The sequence below is a fragment of the Nocardia sp. 348MFTsu5.1 genome (assembly GCF_000383535.1).
Taxonomy (GTDB): Bacteria; Actinomycetota; Actinomycetes; order Mycobacteriales; family Mycobacteriaceae; genus Williamsia; species Williamsia faeni.
On sequence record NZ_KB911509.1, the window covers coordinates 583,705 to 601,666 of the forward strand.

Below are 17,962 nucleotides of genomic sequence, written 5' to 3' on the forward strand. Positions count from 1 at the left end.
CGATTCGAACATGTTGTGGTGGCCCTGCTTTCAGCAGGGCCACCACACTGGCCGGCCGGCAATCGTCAGTCAAAGAGATCGCCGAGGGCGTCGCCGACATCACCGATCGCGCCACCGAGACCATCGACCGCGCCACCGACCGCGCCACCGAGGGGACCGAGCGCCGAGCCCGCGGCACCCGCGACGTCGTCGAAGATGCCGCCCGGATCGAGTTCCAGTCCATGCGACTGACTCGTGGTGTTGTACGAATCGTCGGTGTTGTACGAGTCGTTGGTGTTGAACGAATCTTCGGTGTTGAACGAATCGTTGGTGGAGTGGTCATCGTTGAAGGAATCAGTGATGTCGTGGCTGTCATGGGTCTCGGTGTATTGGTTGCTGTTGTCCACGTCGATACCTCCACGATCGTTGCCCAGGTCGACACCCTCGAGATGGATGTCGCCACCGCCGCCACCCCATTCTCCGCCGCCTTCACTCGTGACGTCGACGGAATTGTGACTGTCGTTGTAGCTGTTGTCCTCGATGTGGGTGTTTTGGGTGTTCCCACTGTTGTTGCCGTGCACCGAGTTGTCCACGTGGGTGCTGTGATCGTCCGAGCTGTTCCCGACGACGTTGCCGTTGCCGGCCACGCCACCGGTGGTTGCGATCGGCCCATTGGCGTCACCCCCCACCGCAACTGCGCCGGTTCCGTTCGCGCTTGTCGAATCGATATCTGTCACCTGGTCGCCGCCGGTCCATTGGCCGTAGTTCGTCATGATCGTTCTCCCTTGATGTGTTGTTTTTGTTTTGGTTTCTCGGGTTCGTAACCCGATGACAACTACGTTATTGACCGATCGCCTCTGCCAAAACGGGGAAGACCCCCGCACCTCTGGGGGATCGATATGGGGATTAGGACGCCGAATACACGCCGGCTAGGGGGTGAACCCAACAACCGGAAGACGGGCACGGTGGATATCAACCTGATTGGAGTCATTCGGTGGTGGGTCGGGGGCAGGTGGAGTTGATTGCCGGCCAGTCTGGGGCGGGTTGGTTGGTGGCTGGCCTCGAAAAGGACCGGCGTGCTGGGCGTAGTAGGCGTCGAGTGCTTGTTGCCGGCGGTAGTGGGTTGGTCGCCAGGATCCGTCGTGGACGTCGTTGGGTGTATAGAGGTGTGCCGCTATGGCGGTGGTCGTGGTTGTAGGTGGTGACTGGTCGCGGGCTTGTTCGAGGTTTCGAAGATGCCGGGGGAAGTGTTTGCGATGTTTGAGGGTCCGAAATTCTGATTCGGAGCAGCTGAGCGCCTTACGGATCCTGAATCAGCCTGTACCCATTGCGGTTTGGATACTTCTGCGGTGAATGCGGTTTCGAAGATTCCCACTGCCATGTAGTCGCCTTCGCGGCTTTCGGCGCGGTTGGCAATGATCTTGCGGGAGCAGATGTCGATGATTGAGTTCACCTTTTCGCGGAGCCGCTGGTCCAGGCGAGCAGCAGTTGCGAGGGCAAGCATCGGGCTTACTCTCGGTGCGCGGTGACGACTCACCTGGAGCCTGACATAGGGGCACACAAAAAGGGCGGGCACGATTCATGTTTCGAATCGTGCCCGCCGGCGTTTGCGCGCTGTCAGAAGTCGGCGTCTCCCTGATCTGCAACGGGTGCCTCGGCCACCGCCATGGCCGGCTCTGCCGCATATGACTGCCCCATATCCATCTCGGCCACCATCGGCTCCACGTGCTCGGTCGGGACGATATCGCTGGTGGAAATACCCAAAGCGTCGCCATCGGGTGCCGTGGGGTCGAATGGGACCGGCATGCCGTCGCTGCCGGGCTGCAGATCACCGTCGATAACATCCGGCGAGATGGCTTCGCCCGGATCCAGCGCATCGAAGATGTGAGAGTTGTCAGCTGGACTACCACCAGTGCTGCCTTCAGGTGAATCTGGCTGGTCCAAGTACATGAAGTCGTTGGCGCCAATCGCGAGGTCGTCACCACCAGGTACAAACGGAATGCCACCGTGCGCGTCGAACGGGTCCACCGGGATCGGGACCGGAGGAGGCGGAGGCGCCATGGGTGCCGGAGCACCGGTCGACGTGACATCCAGCTTGTTGTGACTGTCATTTCGGCTGTTGTCGGAAACCTTTGTGCTCGAGGCATTTCCGCTGTTGTCGCCGTGAATCGAATCGTCCCTGTGGGTGCTGTGATCGTCCTTGGAGTTTCCGACCTCGTTGCCGGTGCCGGCCACTCCCCCGGTGGTGGCTATTGGCCCATGGGCGTCACCGCCGACGGCCACGGCCCCCTCACCATTGGCGTTGGTTTGCTTCACGTCGACGTCGATGTCGCCACTGCCGTTGTTGACGATTTCGTTGTGGATCGACTGGTCGTAAAAATTGTTGACGACCTGCTGGATCATCTGCGAGGGACTCCCATGCGACGGGACCGAGGGTGACCAGGAGCCGCCACCGGGAGGTGTAACAGATTGGGCGACAATAGGTATCACAGCGCTCACTTCGTGCGGCGTCACTTTGTCCAATCCGGCGTCCGCCATGCACTTGCCGGGATTCTTGTCGAACTCCGCCGCCTTCGCTTCGTCCCCGAACAAGTCCATCACGAACTCGAACAAGGCCATTGGTGTCTGTGTCATCGGACTCTCCTGGATAGTTGGTGTCGCCCTCCCCTCTGGAGTAGCTGAAACCAACGTTAGAGAAATTGACCTCTGCGGATAACGGGGGCGAACCCCCTCATTTGGATCCCCGATATGGGGTGCGTTATCCGGGGTGGGGTGCCCATTGGGGGAATCGACTCAAAGCCCGAGATCTCAGATGTCGAATTCGTCGACTGATCCCCAGTCGTGACCCGTGTCGAATCCTTCATTGCCGGGTGTGGCGTGAGAATCCAGCGGCGCAGATGAGGGATCGTCGAAGGGCACTGCGGCCGGCTCCAGCGACGGTGTCACGTCTCCGAGGGGATCGATGCTCTGAGCGAACGAGTCGTCGTCGACAACTTCGGGTGAAGGCAGTGGCGCATCGGGGACCGAGTCGAAGAACCCGTCACCGTTTCCGTTCCCATTGTCGAATCCGGGCGATGTTTGCAACGAATCGAGGTCATCGAAGGCAGCAGTGTCAGAATGTATCGATTCCGGGGCCAGACCCGGGGCATCGAATGCGTCAAACGACTGCACGACATCACCGCCACTCCAGATACCTCGATCCGGATTCTGCATACCCGAACCGTCCTGGCCTCTCTCGGACACCATCGGAATAAGGGCTTCGATGTCGCCGGCGGTCACACCGTGCAGGTCGGCGTCGGCAATGGCCTGGTCCGGGTTCAATCGGTATTCGGAGGCCGCCACCGGATCGTGGACCAGTCCCATCACAAAATCCAACAACGTGGTCTCGGGCATGATCATCCTCTCCGTGCCATCTCGCACGCCACACTCTTCCCAGCCCGCGCCGGCCCGGGCAACTTCAAACTATGTATGTCCGAGGATATCGACGCGCGTGCCATATGGACTACTGGCTCAACCCGCACTCTGACCAAGGGCATTAGGGACTACCCCCGATGGGGACACCCACCCCTATCGGGGATATCTCCCAAAGCATTTTTCTCCCGGCCGAATGCTCTATCCCCGGATGGGGCCGCCTGCGATGATGGATGAACGACCGAAAGGAAAGGCCATGCATCCCACCGCGATTGGAGTGGCGATCGGCTCGCAGCGTCTCACTGCCACAACGATTCCCACAGATTTTGCCCCACCGGTCATCCGAACCCCGGTCCTGACACTCTCGCCTGATCGTCCCATCGAATGCGGGACCGCGTCAGAGAATCCCCGGGTCCGCGGTGACGGTGTGACGGTGTCCGGTTTTGTCGAGCGCGTCGGCGATCCGGTGCCGATCACGTCCCCGGACGGCAACACCCATCGCGCCGAGATGCTCACCGCAGCGGCCGTCAAGAGTGTCATCCGCGGTCTCCTCGGGCAGTCTCACCAACCTCCGCCGATCGTCATCGCTTACCCGTCCTACTGGCCGATCAATGCGATCTCCGATCTCCATGGTGCGTTGCCCGCCGCCGGGTTGCCCGCCACGGTGCAACTCCACTCGGGCATGGCCGCCGCACTCGCGCAGATCCGCAATCACCCCGACTTTCCGTCCGGTGGGATCGTCGCGCTGGTGGATGCCGGTGCAACCGGCACATCGGTGGCACTCGCAGATGCCGGCAAGGCCCAGTTGATCGGAGAACCGCTCCGCGTCGACGAACCCGCCGGGGTCGACTTCGATCACGCACTGATGCGCCATGTGCTCGGACTCGTTGTCGAGGACCCGCACCAGTTGTCCAACCCTGATCCGAATCTGTTGGGCGCGTTGTCGAAACTGCGTGCCCAGTGTGTGGCAGCCAAAGAGCAACTCTCGTCGGAGACCGCCGCCACCATCGCGGTCGATCTGCCGATGTTCGGCGGTGACGTCCGGATCACCCGGGCCGAGTTCGAGGACATCGCGGCCGAACCGCTCGGTCGAACGGTTGATGCCCTGCGGGAACTACTCGACCGGGAAGCGGTCGCAGCCGACAAGCTCGGCGGCGTGTTCGCGTTCGGCGGAAGTGCCGCGATACCTCTACTGACACAACGCCTTTCCGGAGATCTACACCTCCCGGTGAGCATCGACACCAACCCCCATCTCACGATTGCCGCGGGTGCGGCGCGGATCGCCGCCGCATCCGTGCCCAGGGCGGCCACCGATTCCGGACCCACCCGGGTACCGCGGGCCGTGGCGTTCCCCGTTCCACGGCAGGCGAACAGTGGGCCCCATACGGCGCCACAACCGGCAAACGGAACCCGTCAGCCCCCGCCGACGGAGGCGTTTCCGGCGGGCACCCGGCCTCCCGCCACCCAATCGGCCGGCGCCAGACCCGATCCGGCCAACACGGACCCCAACCTGGTCCCGATCAAGAACGACAACAAGACCCCACCGCCGGCGCAGCCGCGGCCCGCATTGACATTCAACGACCACCACGCGGAAACCGCCGAAGACTCGGACCGCCGTCACGGGCGACGGCTGTTGCTCATCGGCGTGGCGGCCGCCTGCGTGCTCGCGGCCGCTGCCGGGACCGCATATGCACTGACCAACAACGATTCCGGAACGCCCGAGGCACCTGCGCCGTCGGTGTCGGTGTCGATCACGACAACCCCGGAGACAACCGAGGAAACAACGCAAGAGGAAGTCGTGGTCCCCGAAGAGACGTTCGTTCCCGAAGAGACCTTTGAACCGCAGGTCACCACATCGGATACACCGTCCAGCGAATCCGAGTCCTCGAGCCCGGTAGTGTCTCCGGAGGTGGAGACCCCCGTGGAACCCCTCCCGACGTAGCTCGATGTCGTTGACACCGAACAGCGGACGCCCGCCCGATCCATCGATCGGGCGGCTGCCGCGGCAGCTTCGCGGCTTCCTCTCCGCGACGAAGGCCAACCCGGAGCAGCACCGGTGCCAGGCACTCGTGGGAGACGCGGGCACCGGTAAAACCGCTGCGGTGCACTCGGTTCGGCTCGCTCTCGACGAATTGGGCATGCGGGTCGCAACCCATGTCGATGCCGGCCTGAAGGACTACGACGCGGTTGTCATCGATGACGGGCATCTGTTGCCGGACGACAAACTGGACACGGTCGCGACCATCGCCGCCGCGGGAAACCACACCGTTGTGTTCGCCTGCGAACCCCGCCACCGAAAGCTCGCACTGACCCGGACGCTGGCGACACTGCAGCGCGATGCCGCACCGGTTCATCTGGAACCCCTGACCCGGGAAGAGATATCAGCCCGGTTGACCGATACGACCGGATCGACCGCACCGTCCACGCTGATCGATCACATCCAGGCATTGACCGGCGGAAACCGGGGATTCGTCGACGCGGCGATCGCAGCAATCCACGGCAGCGCCGGCGGCAGCCCCAAGACGGTGGCAAAAGCAGTCGAACGGGCCATGCGTGAGCGCTTGTACGCACTCGATGAATCCGAGGTCGCCACCGTCCTGCTGTGCAGCCTGCGCATCGCCATCGGTACGGCCGAGCTCATCTCGGTGCTGGGAGCATCACCCTCCGAGGCCGAGCAGCTGATCGATTCCGCACGGTGTACCGGACTGATCGATGGCCCGGCCGAATGGAGTGAGCGGGTGTATTCGGCCGCGGTCGGTGTCATCGGGCATCAACGGCGGTATGAGATCGAGAGTTCGTTGCTTGCAAACAGACTGGAGCAGGGGCCGCTGTCCGGACCTCTGGCGCTGCAGTTGGCCTCTCATGGGATCGCCGACCCGCAGCTGGTTCCCACATTGCTCGATGCGGCCGCGGGGGCCAAGCCGACACAGGCAACGGCGTTCTATGATGCCGCGGCCCGGATCAGCAGCGAGACCGTCCGGACCCGGCTACTCGCCGCTGAATCCCGGGCCTGCGCAGGCGATCTCACCGGGGCGACGCGCACCGTGGATTCCCTGTGGGACAACCTGTCAGACGGCACCCGTCCACTCGCGGTCAGAATTGTCGCGTCCGCCTCGGCAATTCGCGGAAATGCAAGGCGCGCATCCGAACTGTATTGCTGGCTGGCTCACACCTCCGGCGTCGACGACGTGATGGCGGCGGCGGTGCACGTGTCGATCGGCAACACCGCTGCGGGGCGCAAGGCGCTCGAAGATTCAGGGGCTCCGGCACAGAACCCACCACACACCCGCGCCGCCGTTGATCGACTCGTCCTCGAGGGATTGGTGGAGTCCATCGACGCGCCGGCGTCGAATGCCCTCAACACGTTGATGCGCGCGTCCGCGCTCGAACGGGGAACGGCCGCGACGACCACTCCGGACAGGTCCGCCGCGATGGCCGCCACCTTGGCCATCCACCTGGGTAAGTTGCCGAAGGCGCGTGCGGTTCTGGCGCAACATTCGGTTGACGACATCCCGCCGCTGCATCGGGTCCGGCATCAGCTCCTGCTCGCGTGGGTGACCCTGTTCGAGGGTGACGTGGCGGCAGCATCAGCGCAGCTGGACCGGCTGGGACAATCCACGATGCATCTTCGCGATCAGCTCAGTCGAGGCGGACTCCGGGTGGCACTGGCCCGGCGGTCCGGCGATTTCGGCGAGTTGCGCAGCGCCTGGGAAGCCGTGCAAGAACCGCTGAGCGAGTACTCGGTGGATCTGTGCGGCCTCTTGCCGATCGGCGAAATATGGGTGGCCGCCGCACGTCTGCAGGTTCTCGACGAGTTGGCTCCGACCCTCGAACAGTTGCAGGAGCTGTTGTCGAACCTCGGCAATCCACCATCGTGGTCGGCATCGATGCACTGGTACGGCGTGCATGCCGCGATCGCCGGCGACTCTCCGTCCGAACTGGTTCCGCATGCGCAAGCGCTCGCCGAGGCCGCCCGGACCAGTCCCTATGCGGCCACGCTGGCACGTGCCGGACGGGTCTGGATCCACATGCTCGGCGGGAACATCGATCCGGCCGATGTCGAGACGGCCGCCCGCGGGCTCGCCGACGTCGGTCACAGCTGGGACGGGTCGCGCCTGGCCAGCCAGGCAGCCCTCTACTCGTCGGACTCCCGGGTGGCCTCGACGATGCTGCAGTTGGCCCGATCCCTGCGGACGCACCAGAACCCCGTCACCGAGACCAGCGATGCGCCGGCACCGCAATCTCCGGCGGCACAGCTGAGCGAGCGTGAACGTGAGGTCGTGTCATTGCTGTTGCTCGGCATCACCTACAAGGACATCGGCGACCGGCTGTTCATCTCCGCCAAGACCGTCGAGCATCACGTCGCCCGCATTCGACGCCGGATCGGCGCGAACAGTCGCGCGGAGATGTTGTCGGTGTTGCGAGCGATGCAGGCTGATTCAGAACCCTGATGAGCTCACGAGAGAAGGCGGCCCGCGTCGTCGCGATCCTCGGACGCGGCGGCCTGGATCTGAAACCGAATTTCGTCGGTCATCCTGGATCTCATCAGACCGATCTGAAGTACCAGCGACACGTCTCCGTGGATGTGGGCACCATCGACAGCCAGCTCGAGCAGTCCCCCGCGCTCCGCCGAAATCGCGTCACAGAACCCATCGGTGACCACGGCCGGGACGACGTCAGCAGACAGCTCGTCGAACCCGCGCACGACCTGCCCGACCACATCGGTGACCGGGAAGACCGACTTGACCTCGGCCACCACCGTGACAGCGATGCCCGCGATGAGGGTGATGGACGATCCCGGAGTCAACGGTTCAACGACGCCGTCCTGGACCAGCCGGGCACGTCCGAGGCTCACCCCGGAGAACAGCTCGTCAACAGTCCTCGGACCGGATTCGCAGACCCAGGTCGCGATCGCACTCGCCTTAGCCATAGATGCCCCATCGATTGTCAGCGGTTCGCATCTTCAAAATTACGACCACCGACCACGGTCGGGCACGAGTAGCGGACTACTCGATTTCTGAGGCGGCAATACCCGGTATCCCGATGATGGTGGCTTCTGGTGGACCCCACCTGGGGTTTTGTTCACCAAAATCCACCGAATTCGCAGAAGTGCGAGAATGAAACACGTGGATACCCGTGCGAAGAACAATGTGAAGGTCGTCGGCCGCGAGGACGGCCCGACGATCATGCTGGCCCATGGTTTCGGATGCGATCAAAGTATGTGGCGTCGGGTGACCGAGCGGTTGGTGTCGGACCACCAGGTGGTTCTGTTCGATCATGTCGGTGCCGGTGCCTCGGACCCCGCCGCGTGGGATGCCGAGCGCTATTCGACCCTCGATGCATATGCGCAGGACGTCCTGGACATCGTGGCGGAACTGGATCTGCATGACGTGGTGTTCGTTGGCCACTCCGTCGCGGCGATGATCGGTGTGCTCGCCGTCGCCGAGGATCCCAGCCGGTTCGCCGAACTGGTGTTGCTGACCCCGTCGCCGCGTTACCTCGACGATGAGTCCGATGGTTACAAGGGCGGATTCACGCGCGCCGACATCGATGAACTCGTCGAATCCCTGGAGAGCAACTATCTCGGGTGGTCGGCGGCGATGGCGCCGAACATCGTGGGCAACCCCGACCGACCAGAACTCGGCGGCGAGTTGACCGACGCCTTCTGCCGGACGGACCCAGCGAGAGCGCTCGCGTTCGCCCGCGCCACGTTCTTGTCCGACAACCGGTCCGACCTTGCGCGCGTCACGGTGCCCACCCTCGTGATCGAGTGCGCACGCGACTCCCTGGCCCCGCGCCATGTCGGCGCCTACGTACATGAACAGATCGCCGGCAGCGAACTCGTCACGCTCGACGCCGGTGGTCACTGCCCCCAGCTCAGCCACCCCGAGCCAACCACAGATGCCATCGTTGCCTTCGTCGACCGACTTCGATGAGCAAGTCGCACAGCGACATCTCATCGCAGAACGTACTCGACGAAAGTCTGGAAGACCTGTACGAGAATGCACCGTGCGGCTATTTCTCGACATGGCCGGACGGGCGCATCGCGAAGATCAACACCACCCTCACGACGTGGCTGGGGTATGACCGACAGTCCCTGCTGGGCAGACCTGTCACCGATCTGCTCACCGCCGGTGGCCGGATTCACTACGAAACCCACTTCGCGCCACTGGTACAGCTCGAGGGCGTACTGAGCGGAATCACCGTCGATCTCGTCGCGGCAGACGGTCGCCGGCTACCGGTTTTCGTCACCGCGAACGTGAAGGCCGGTGCGGACGGAACCGCCGCGCTCATCCGCATCACGGTTCAGGATGCACGTGACCGGCGCGAGTACGAGAAACAGTTGCTCGAGGCACGTCGTCACGCCGAACAGGAACGTGCGCGAGTGGAGGTGCTCGCCACGACCCTGCAGCGCTCACTGCTCCCGCCCTCGCTCCTGCCTCCGGAAGGCATGGACGCAGCGGCCTACTATCACGCGGCATCAATTTATGACGTCGGCGGCGATTTCTACGACATGTTCGCCCTGTCGGATCGCAAGTCCGGTTTCTTCCTCGGTGACGTGTGTGGAAAAGGAGCCAGTGCAGCAGCGGTGACCTCGCTGACCCGCTACACGCTGCGCGCCGCCGCCGTGTACAACGACGATCCGATTGCTGTTCTGCACAACCTGCACACCGTGCTGCACGAGAATCACCACGAGGACGACCCGCGTTTCTGCACAGTGATATTCGGTGTGCTCACCCGCCGCGACAACGGATTCGATGTCGAACTCGCGAGCGGAGGACATCCGCCGGCCCTGTTGCTCACCGCCGCCGGCGAAGCCCAATATCTGAGTACCGAGGGCGGGCAACTCGTCGGTATCCTCCACGATCCCAAGTTCGTCTCGACACACGTTCACCTGGCACCCGGTGACACGCTCTTGCTCTACACCGACGGACTGACCGAGGCGAGGATCGGACCAGGCCCGGAGAGGTACGACGACAACGGCGCACTGCTCGAGTTCGCGGCGGCGCACGCGCCGACCTCCGCCGAGCAGATCGTCAAGGATTTTAACGCGTTGCTCGACAGTTTCGGCGCCGGACTGGAAGACGACACCGCCCTCATGGCGCTGGGTGTGCCGCTCAGATAGTCACAGAGCGCGAAGGGCCGCCAGGAGAAGGTCCACGTCGGCAGAACTCGAGCCGAGGCCCAGACTTGCCCGCACAGCACCTGATCCGTGGCCCAGCCGGTCCAGGAGCGGGTGCGCGCAGAATCGCCCGTCGCGCACACCGATGCCGTATTCCGCCGACAGGTGGGCCGCGACCTCGGCGGCCTGATGACCGTCGACAACAAAGCTGACCACGCCGACGGCATCGGTGCTGTCGGCGAAGATCTTCAGCGTGTGCACGCCGGGGATCTCGGACAGTCCATCGCGCAATTGCTCTGTGAGCGTTGCCTCATGGGAAACCACAGCATCCCCGAGGGACTCGATTTCGACGCACGCGGCGGCAAGCGCTGCCGCTCCCAGGACGTTGGGCGAGCCGCCTTCATGGCGGGCCGGCGCGGGCGCCCACTTCACGTCGTCAGCGGTCACGTTGAGCACCGCACCGCCACCGGCCAGGTACGGATCTGCCGCATCCAGCCAATCCCGAAGTCCGACAAGTACTCCGGACCCGAATGGTGCGTAGGTCTTGTGCCCCGAGAATGCGAGGTAGTCGATTCCGGTGGCGGTGATGTCGACCCGGCGGTGCGGAACCAATTGCGCACCGTCGACTGCGATCCGGGCACCGTGGCGGTGCGCGATCTCCGCCAGCTCACCGATCGGCAAGATCTCACCGGTGACGTTGGACGCGCCGGTGACCGCGAGCAGGACTGCGCGGGTGTCTTTGAGCGCGGTCTCCACCCGACTGATCGTCGCGGCCAACGTATTCGCGCCACGGACGACATGAACGTCATTCCACGGCAACAGGTTTGAGTGGTGCTCCAGGTCGAGCACCACCACCTTTCCCGGCACACAACGAGCCAGCAGGTTCAGGGAGTCGGTGGTGTTCCGCGTGAAGATCAGACAGTGCTCGTTGCCGGCACCAACAAAGTCCGCAACCTGCCCTCGGGCGGTTTCGTAGGCCTTGGTGGTCACCTGGGATGCGTATCCGGCACCCCGGTGGACGCTCGAATAGGTCTGCAGCAGCTGCGAGATCCTCTCGACGACGCTGCACAATGCCGGCGCACTCGCCGCGTAGTCGAAGTTGACGTATCGAGTGGTCGAGCCGTCCCTCAGCGGTGCCTGTGTGTCCGAACCCTCAATCGCAGCAAGGGCTTTGACGGAATGATCAAGTGTTGTAGTGCTCATATCTCACACCTCTTCCGGTGTCAGGGATACCGCACGCACTGAGGAACGAACCTGCCGATACGGCAGTTCGACAACTCGGACGTGTGGGGTCCGCGCTTGCCTGCTCGGGATCGAACAGGCCAGGTCCTCACCCGGAGCACCCCGCCGCGAAGGAGGGTTGCTGACCAGCAAGCCGGGGCTATGCGCTGGCACTCATGACCGACGCTGACGCTAACAGACTTTCCCGGCTCAAGTCCAGATACGAATCAATTAACTTCCCGGTGATCGAAACCCCACTCAGTCATCGGCTTTAAGCCGACCCGTGAGTATCGTTCTGTCAACAGTTGAAGTTCAGAGCCCGAGCATGCCCTCTCCCCGGCCGCTCGTATTTCTCGGTCGGCCACTCGTCGACGTTTCGAACTCCAAGCGGCGGCTTCCTCGAAGCGCCGCACGAACAAGAGAGCAGGCCGATCCGCATGAGCGCGACACGTGTCGACACCGTGGTGGTCGGTGGCGGTGCGATGGGTTCGGCCGCAGCCTGGCAACTTGCCCGCCGTGGCGTGGAGACCGTTCTGCTGGAACGCTTTTCACCGGGCCACACAAACGGGGCATCGCACGGCGCTTCGCGGATCTTCCGTACGTCGTACGCGGACCGCACCTACGTCGAGTTGGCCCGCGAGGCCGAAAGGCTCTGGACGGAACTCGAGCACGAGTCGGGGTCTGACCTGCTCACGGTCACCGGCGGCGTCGACCAGGGCGCGGCCACTCACCTCGCCGGCATCGCCGGCACCCTCGCCGAACTGGGGCTCCCCCATCAGTGGCTCGATGCCGCCGAGGCCGCGCAGCGTTGGCCCGGAATCACCTTCGCCGGCCGCGCGTTGTACTACCCCAACAGCGGTCGACTGCATGCCGACGATGCCGTGCACGCACTGCAGCGCAGCGCGGCCGCTGGTGGAGCAGAAGTCCGACACGAATCGCGGGTGATATCCATCGACGTCAGGGACGACAATTCGGTCTTCGTCCGCACCGACGATCACGAGTATGTGGCTCGCCGGGTGGTCGTCGCGGCCGGCGCATGGGCATCAAAGCTGTTGACCGGCATCGCGCCACTGCCCGCGATCACCGTCACCCAGGAGCAGCCCGCACACTTTGTACCGCGCGATCCGGACGCCAGTTGGCCCAGCTTCGGAATCCTGCACGATCCGGATGGACCCGATGCACCCGAGTTCGGTGGCGTGTACGGATTGTCCTCAGGTGCCGAAGGTGTCAAGGTCGGCTTCCACGGAACCGGTCCAATTGTCGACCCCGATCGCCGCGATTTCACGGCCGAACCACGGCAACTCGCGGCCCTACAGGACTACGTCCGGCGCTGGGTGCCGGGCGTGGACGCCGACGCTCTGACCCCGATCAGCTGCACGTACGCCACCACACCCGACTCCAACTTTGTCATCGACCGGTCCGGTCCGGTTGTTGTCGCGGCCGGATTCTCCGGGCACGGCTTCAAGTTCGTCCCGGCCATCGGCCGCCTCCTCGCCGACCTCACCGTCGACAAGGACGCGCCCGCACTGTTTTCGTTCCGTTCCCACTCCGCAGAGAAGGTTGTTTGAACATGTCGAACTACGCCAGTCCAGTCGATACCGAAACCTACGGCGAGTACACGATCACTCGCGCGCCGGACGACACCCGCCCCGTGTACCGATTCACGGGTCGCATCAGCGATGACGGTTCCACGCCCTATCCGGCCGAATCCGGGCGCTATCACGTCTATTCCGGGTGGTTCTGCCCCTGGGCGCAGCGCGTCACGCTCGTGATCGAATTGGCGGGCCTGTCCGATCTGGTGAGTGTCAGCTACGTCGCCGGTGGTCGCGACGCCCGCGGCTGGGGCTTCCGTGAAAGTACCGGCCCCGACCCGGTCAACGGCTTCACGCTGCTGCGCGATGCCTACAACGCGACCGAACCCGGCTTCGACGGCCACGTTTCGGTTCCGACCCTGTGGGACCGCACCACCAAGCAGGTGGTGAGCAACACGTTCGACACGCTCGACGCCGATCTCGCGACGCAGTTCCGAGGTCAGGTCACCAGCGAGTTCGACCTCTACCCGGAGAACCTGCGTGCGCAGATCGACGAGCTGGAGGCGTGGTTGCGTGCCACCGTCAACAGCACCGCCAACGTCGCCACCGGCACCGGTCCGGCCGCCGAAGAAGCGGCAACCACGGTGTTCGGGGCGTACTCCGAACTCGACAGCCGATTGGCCGACAGCCGATTCCTGCTGGGCGACAACGTGACCCTGGCCGATGTCCGGCTCTGGGTGACGCTGGTCCGTCACGACGCCGCCGCCGCCAGGACCGGGACCCGGCGCCTCTCGGACTTCCCGAACCTGTGGCGCTACGCCCGAGACCTGTACTCCTTGGACGCATTCCGCGTCACCACCGATTTCACATCCTTCGGTGCATCAGACGCCGTGGTCGACGACTGGAAGTCGCCGATCACGTCATCCGCATCAGCCCACTAGGAGTTCGGATGGCTGCGCCCATTCCATTGTCGGTCCTCGACCTTCTGCCACGTTCGGCCGGGTCGGACAACACCACCGCTTTACGCAACACGATCGACCTCGCCCAGCGCACGGAGCAATTCGGATACGCCCGGTACTGGTTCGCCGAGCACCACCTGAACCCCGGGGTCATCGGTTCGTCGCCCGCCGTGGAGATCGCACTGATCGCCGGATCCACTTCGACGATCCGATTGGGTTCGGCCGGAGTGCAATTCGGTCATCGGACGCCGCTCGCAACGGTCGAGGAGTTCGGCCTGATCAATGCCCTGTACCCGGGCCGCCTCGACCTCGGGATCGGACGGTCGTTCTCCCGGCCCGAACCCGCGTCAGGTGTGGAGTCAGGATCGGTGACCGAAGCAGCTGCGAAGAACTACCTCGCAGCACGCGGTGGCGGCGCGCACACCGAAGACACCTACACGTCCAACGGGCTGTTGATCCCCAAGCAGTACAACACCGCCGGCATCGTGACGAGTCAGGCGATCACCCACCTGCTCGACCTGCTCCAGCAGCCCGGCGCGTACGCACCCGGCTACGACAAGCAGATCTCCGAGGTGCTCGCGCTCCTCGACGGAACCTACGTCAGTTCGCAAGGACTTCCCGCCCACGCCGCACCGGGCGAGGATTCCGATGTACAGGTCTGGATCCTGGGAGCTTCCGGCGGTTCGAGCGCCGCGGTGGCCGGCGCCAAGGGTTTGCGTTTTGTCGCCAGCTATCACCACAGCCCGAGTACCGTCATCGACGCGGTAGAGGCCTACCGCGCCGCATTCCAACCGTCCGCCGATGTCCCGGAACCGTACGTGGCAGTGTCGGTGGACGCGGTGGCCGCCGAAACCGATGATGAGGCAATCGAATTGGCCAGCGGCTACGCACCCTGGGTCCGAAGTATCCGCCGCGGCGAGGGCGCCATCCCGTTCCCGTCTCCGGCAGAAGCTGCTGCCTTCGATTGGACGGACGACGACCGCGAGCTGGTGCGCGACCGGGTTCTGACGCAGTTTGTCGGATCTCCGGCCACCGTCGCCGACAAACTCGAAGTGCTCCGCGATGCCACCGGCGCCGCCGAGATCTCGATCACGACCATCACCCACGACCACGAGGCACGGGTGCGCTCATACGAACTCATCTCGAAAGAATGGAACGGCAGATGACAGCGCAGACCACACCCGATACCGATGTCCTCGACAATGCCATGTGGGAGAGCATGATCGGCGCTCACCTGCATCTGAGTGAGGGCACCACCCGGGCGCGCCGTTACCTTCCGACGATCTCGCCATTTGTGGGCGTCGGCGACCTGAGCGATCAACAGACCTGGGCCGACCTCGTCGAATTGATCGGTCCCGGAGAGCAGGTCGCATTGCCGGTGGAGGTGTCCAACCTGCCCGACGGCTGGGAGGTTGTGACGAGCGGCCCGGGCGTTCAGATGGTTGCCACCGAAACACTGAGGCCACGGCCCGAACCCGAGGCGATAGTGCTTGGGGCAGAAGACGTTCCCGAGATGCTCGAGCTGATCGACCGCACCAAGCCCGGCCCCTTCGCCCCCGAAACCTACCGACTGGGAACCTATCTCGGCATCCGCCGTGAGGGCCGGCTCATCGCGATGGCCGGTGAGCGTCTCCATCCACCGGGGTGGACCGAGATCAGCGCGGTGTGTACCGACGCAGAATACCGCGGCGAGGGCCTGGCAACCCGACTGGTTCTGGCTGTCGCCCACGGGATCTACGCCCGCGGCGAGACTCCGTTCCTACACGCCGCAGCGAACAACACCAACGCGATCGAACTCTACAAACACCTAGGCTTCCGGCTGCGGACCAACATCACCTTCACGGTGGTCCAGTCCCCCGGCCTCTGATCCCGGTACCGCGCACACCCCGTCGACACAGACGGCGCCTTCAGAGTCGCCGACGAGTTCGAACGGGGTGTGCGGGGTTTCAGGCATTGGTGGACTCTTCTGCCCGGACCTTGTCGAGCACTCCGGTGAACGTCTCTGCCGACTGTGCGCCGGAGACGCCGTACTTGCCGTTGATGACGAAGAACGGGACACCCGAAATGCCGTACGCGCGAGCCTGATTGATGTCGGCATCCACCGCGTCGGCGTACTCACCGGATTCCAGAACCTTCAGCACCGCGTCCCGGTCGAGTCCCACGTCCGCGGCGAGATCGGCGAGGTCTTCGCTGCGGCCCACGTGACGGCCCTGCTCGAAGTACGCCTGGAACAACCGCTCCGCATACTCGAGTTGCTTGCCCTGCGCCTTGGCGTAGTGCAGGACCTGATGTGCCTTGAGCGTCTTGGTGTGCAGAACCGCGTCGTAGTCGAAATCGAGGCCGACCTCGGCAGCGATCCCGGAGACGTTTTCCAGCATCTGCTGCACCTGCGCAGCATCTATCCCCTTGCGCTTCACCAGGAAATCCACCGACGACCCGGCGAAGTCCTCCGGCGTATCCGGGGACAATTCGTAGCTGTGATACGTCACCTCGACGTCGTCACGGCCTTCGAACTCAGCCAGACCGGCCTCGAACTTACGTTTTCCGATGTAGCACCAGGGGCAGGCGATGTCAGACCAGATGTCGACGGTGATGGGTGTAGGCACTCGAAGTTCAACAACCACATGAGGCAGGCCATTCCCGCCTGTGCCTCGTTGCACACAAGTCCATCCAGGACGTCACATCCGGCCCTCGATTGCGAACTTGTGTGCACCCGCGCCCGCTGACGGCCTGTGCATCGTCCGCGAACTGTGGATAACCGTGCTCGCCGATGTCCTCCGCTCGCCGAATCGTCCGCGTGCGCAGACATCGTGTTGGCCATGGGAGATGTTCACAGTCGCGAACAGCTGCTGGCCTCCGGGATGAGTCGCCGCGAGCTGTCGAAGCTGCACCGAATATTGCCCGCGATCTATTCGACGAGCGAGCCCGACTATCTCGACCGGTGTCGAGCCGTCACCTTGTGGAAGCCGGCCGCTGTGATCAGTCACTCGTCCGCGGCCTGGCTCTGGGGGCTCATCGAGGGAGAACCGACGCTGGTCGAGGCGACCGTGCCGCCGAAAACGCAAGCACGAGGCCCGAAGTGGGTCGTGCTGTATCGCCGCGAGGTAGACACGACACTGGTGCGCAAGGGGTTCCCCGTCGTTCCGATCGAGCAGTGCCTGATCGATGTCGCGACCACTATGGATCGGCCGGCTCTGGAAGGGCTGTTCGACGCTGCGATAGGTACACGGGTGGATTGGCGTGCGGTCGCACGAATGTGCGAACGGTCCCCGGGCCGGCACGGCATCGCCGCCGTCAGGGAACAACTACGCACCTGCTGCCCGCTGACACGGTCCGAAGCCGAACGGATCGTCGCGCGCGCCCTGACCGCACGCAATTTCCCACTCGAGATCAACGCCAGAATTGGTCGCTACTACGGCGATCTCGTGTGCCGGCGGGCGCGGGTGATCGTCGAAATCGACGGACGCGAGTTCCACATCGAACCCGGACCGTTCAACAACGACCGAAAGCGTCAGAACGAACTGATCGACAACGACTGGCGGATCCTGCGCTACTCGGCAGCCACGGCGATGGCCCATCTCGACGAGGTCGTCGACGACATCATCCGCGTCGTACGCAAGCGTCGTCGCAGTCGACGTGCCTGAGTGCACACAAGTTCGCTCGCGAAGTCACATCCGGCCCTCTGAGGACGATTTGTGCGCAACGAGGCACGCCCTCAACGACGAAACCGGCCCACC

16 protein-coding genes and 1 riboswitch are annotated in these 17,962 nt (G+C 63.9%); of the genes, 9 read left to right on the forward strand and 7 right to left on the reverse strand.

The genetic code is table 11. From position 1 onward, the window contains the following. Window positions 1-65: 65 nt before the first annotated feature. From H290_RS0102770 to H290_RS30060, 4 genes are all read right to left on the reverse strand, one after another. Window positions 66-752 (reverse strand): hypothetical protein, encoded by a 687-nt coding sequence (locus tag H290_RS0102770; protein WP_020105234.1) that lies wholly within the window; start codon window positions 750-752, stop codon window positions 66-68. A 401-nt stretch (window positions 753-1,153) separates the two neighbouring features. Beyond that, the gene (locus tag H290_RS0102775) at window positions 1,154-1,483 is read right to left on the reverse strand and encodes a hypothetical protein (RefSeq protein WP_028462691.1); all 330 of its coding nucleotides are present in this window, start codon (window positions 1,481-1,483) and stop codon (window positions 1,154-1,156) included. A gap of 113 nt (window positions 1,484-1,596) precedes the next feature. After that, complete coding sequence (locus tag H290_RS0102780) at window positions 1,597-2,613, reverse strand: IniB N-terminal domain-containing protein (protein ID WP_155976658.1); 1,017 nt, start codon at window positions 2,611-2,613, stop codon at window positions 1,597-1,599. A gap of 174 nt (window positions 2,614-2,787) precedes the next feature. Next, window positions 2,788-3,372, reverse strand: coding sequence for an IniB N-terminal domain-containing protein (locus H290_RS30060; RefSeq protein WP_155976659.1), 585 nt, complete (start codon window positions 3,370-3,372; stop codon window positions 2,788-2,790). Between the two features lie 274 nt (window positions 3,373-3,646). Here H290_RS30060 and H290_RS0102790 point away from each other — a divergent pair, with 274 nt between their 5' ends. Together H290_RS0102790 and H290_RS27650 are read left to right on the forward strand one after the other, a co-directional pair. After that, the gene (locus H290_RS0102790) at window positions 3,647-5,332 is read left to right on the forward strand and encodes an Hsp70 family protein (protein ID WP_196809484.1); all 1,686 of its coding nucleotides are present in this window, start codon (window positions 3,647-3,649) and stop codon (window positions 5,330-5,332) included. Between the two features lie 4 nt (window positions 5,333-5,336). Further along, the gene (locus tag H290_RS27650) at window positions 5,337-7,841 is read left to right on the forward strand and encodes a helix-turn-helix transcriptional regulator (RefSeq protein WP_020105238.1); all 2,505 of its coding nucleotides are present in this window, start codon (window positions 5,337-5,339) and stop codon (window positions 7,839-7,841) included. 5 nt (window positions 7,842-7,846) lie between these two features. Here the strand turns inward: H290_RS27650 and H290_RS30065 are convergent, their stop codons facing one another. Next, complete coding sequence (locus H290_RS30065) at window positions 7,847-8,320, reverse strand: hypothetical protein (protein WP_020105239.1); 474 nt, start codon at window positions 8,318-8,320, stop codon at window positions 7,847-7,849. A 196-nt stretch (window positions 8,321-8,516) separates the two neighbouring features. Between H290_RS30065 and H290_RS0102805 the strand changes: the two genes are divergently transcribed. Together H290_RS0102805 and H290_RS0102810 are read left to right on the forward strand one after the other, a co-directional pair. Beyond that, entirely contained in the window at window positions 8,517-9,326 is an 810-nt protein-coding gene (locus tag H290_RS0102805) for an alpha/beta fold hydrolase (RefSeq protein ID WP_028462692.1), read from the forward strand. Further along, entirely contained in the window at window positions 9,323-10,516 is a 1,194-nt protein-coding gene (locus H290_RS0102810; RefSeq protein ID WP_020105241.1) for a SpoIIE family protein phosphatase, read from the forward strand. The genes H290_RS0102805 and H290_RS0102810 overlap by 4 nt, the downstream gene beginning before the upstream one ends. On the opposite strand, the gene H290_RS0102815 is transcribed toward H290_RS0102810, so the two are convergent. Beyond that, on the reverse strand, window positions 10,517-11,716 hold the full coding sequence (locus H290_RS0102815) for an aminotransferase class V-fold PLP-dependent enzyme (RefSeq protein WP_020105242.1): 1,200 nt from the start codon (window positions 11,714-11,716) through the stop codon (window positions 10,517-10,519). It abuts the gene before it with no gap. An 87-nt stretch (window positions 11,717-11,803) separates the two neighbouring features. Next, a riboswitch (SAM riboswitch) is annotated at window positions 11,804-11,916 on the reverse strand. 255 nt (window positions 11,917-12,171) lie between these two features. Between H290_RS0102815 and solA the strand changes: the two genes are divergently transcribed. From solA to H290_RS0102835, 4 genes are read left to right on the forward strand one after another with little or no spacing between them, the layout of a single operon-like run. Then, window positions 12,172-13,302: an N-methyl-L-tryptophan oxidase gene (gene solA, locus H290_RS0102820; protein WP_020105243.1), complete on the forward strand. Its 1,131-nt coding sequence runs from the start codon at window positions 12,172-12,174 to the stop codon at window positions 13,300-13,302. A 2-nt stretch (window positions 13,303-13,304) separates the two neighbouring features. Then, window positions 13,305-14,207: a glutathione S-transferase C-terminal domain-containing protein gene (locus H290_RS0102825; RefSeq protein ID WP_020105244.1), complete on the forward strand. Its 903-nt coding sequence runs from the start codon at window positions 13,305-13,307 to the stop codon at window positions 14,205-14,207. An 8-nt stretch (window positions 14,208-14,215) separates the two neighbouring features. After that, window positions 14,216-15,391 (forward strand): LLM class flavin-dependent oxidoreductase, encoded by a 1,176-nt coding sequence (locus H290_RS0102830; protein WP_020105245.1) that lies wholly within the window; start codon window positions 14,216-14,218, stop codon window positions 15,389-15,391. Beyond that, window positions 15,388-16,092 (forward strand): GNAT family N-acetyltransferase, encoded by a 705-nt coding sequence (locus H290_RS0102835; RefSeq protein ID WP_028462694.1) that lies wholly within the window; start codon window positions 15,388-15,390, stop codon window positions 16,090-16,092. The genes H290_RS0102830 and H290_RS0102835 overlap by 4 nt, the downstream gene beginning before the upstream one ends. 79 nt (window positions 16,093-16,171) lie before the next feature. Here H290_RS0102835 and H290_RS0102840 read toward each other — a convergent pair whose 3' ends face one another. Then, on the reverse strand, window positions 16,172-16,831 hold the full coding sequence (locus H290_RS0102840) for a DsbA family protein (protein WP_020105247.1): 660 nt from the start codon (window positions 16,829-16,831) through the stop codon (window positions 16,172-16,174). Between the two features lie 213 nt (window positions 16,832-17,044). On the opposite strand from H290_RS0102840, the gene H290_RS0102845 reads away from it, so the two are divergent. Then, the gene (locus H290_RS0102845) at window positions 17,045-17,869 is read left to right on the forward strand and encodes a DUF559 domain-containing protein (RefSeq protein WP_020105248.1); all 825 of its coding nucleotides are present in this window, start codon (window positions 17,045-17,047) and stop codon (window positions 17,867-17,869) included. The last annotated feature ends 93 nt before the right edge of the window (window positions 17,870-17,962 follow it).

Excerpts from the sequence above, each read along its gene's own strand:
- H290_RS0102770 (WP_020105234.1), bottom strand. The coding sequence starts at position 752 with ATGACGAACTACGGCCAATGGACCGGCGGCGACCAGGTGACAGATATC.
- H290_RS0102775 (WP_028462691.1), bottom strand. The coding sequence starts at position 1,483 with ATGCTTGCCCTCGCAACTGCTGCTCGCCTGGACCAGCGGCTCCGCGAA.
- H290_RS0102780 (WP_155976658.1), bottom strand. The coding sequence starts at position 2,613 with ATGACACAGACACCAATGGCCTTGTTCGAGTTCGTGATGGACTTGTTC.
- H290_RS30060 (WP_155976659.1), bottom strand. The coding sequence starts at position 3,372 with ATGCCCGAGACCACGTTGTTGGATTTTGTGATGGGACTGGTCCACGAT.
- H290_RS0102790 (WP_196809484.1), top strand. The coding sequence starts at position 3,647 with ATGCATCCCACCGCGATTGGAGTGGCGATCGGCTCGCAGCGTCTCACT.
- H290_RS27650 (WP_020105238.1), top strand. The coding sequence starts at position 5,337 with ATGTCGTTGACACCGAACAGCGGACGCCCGCCCGATCCATCGATCGGG.
- H290_RS30065 (WP_020105239.1), bottom strand. The coding sequence starts at position 8,320 with ATGGCTAAGGCGAGTGCGATCGCGACCTGGGTCTGCGAATCCGGTCCG.
- H290_RS0102810 (WP_020105241.1), top strand. The coding sequence starts at position 9,323 with ATGAGCAAGTCGCACAGCGACATCTCATCGCAGAACGTACTCGACGAA.
- H290_RS0102815 (WP_020105242.1), bottom strand. The coding sequence starts at position 11,716 with ATGAGCACTACAACACTTGATCATTCCGTCAAAGCCCTTGCTGCGATT.
- solA (WP_020105243.1), top strand. The coding sequence starts at position 12,172 with ATGAGCGCGACACGTGTCGACACCGTGGTGGTCGGTGGCGGTGCGATG.
- H290_RS0102825 (WP_020105244.1), top strand. The coding sequence starts at position 13,305 with ATGTCGAACTACGCCAGTCCAGTCGATACCGAAACCTACGGCGAGTAC.
- H290_RS0102830 (WP_020105245.1), top strand. The coding sequence starts at position 14,216 with ATGGCTGCGCCCATTCCATTGTCGGTCCTCGACCTTCTGCCACGTTCG.
- H290_RS0102835 (WP_028462694.1), top strand. The coding sequence starts at position 15,388 with ATGACAGCGCAGACCACACCCGATACCGATGTCCTCGACAATGCCATG.
- H290_RS0102845 (WP_020105248.1), top strand. The coding sequence starts at position 17,045 with ATGGGAGATGTTCACAGTCGCGAACAGCTGCTGGCCTCCGGGATGAGT.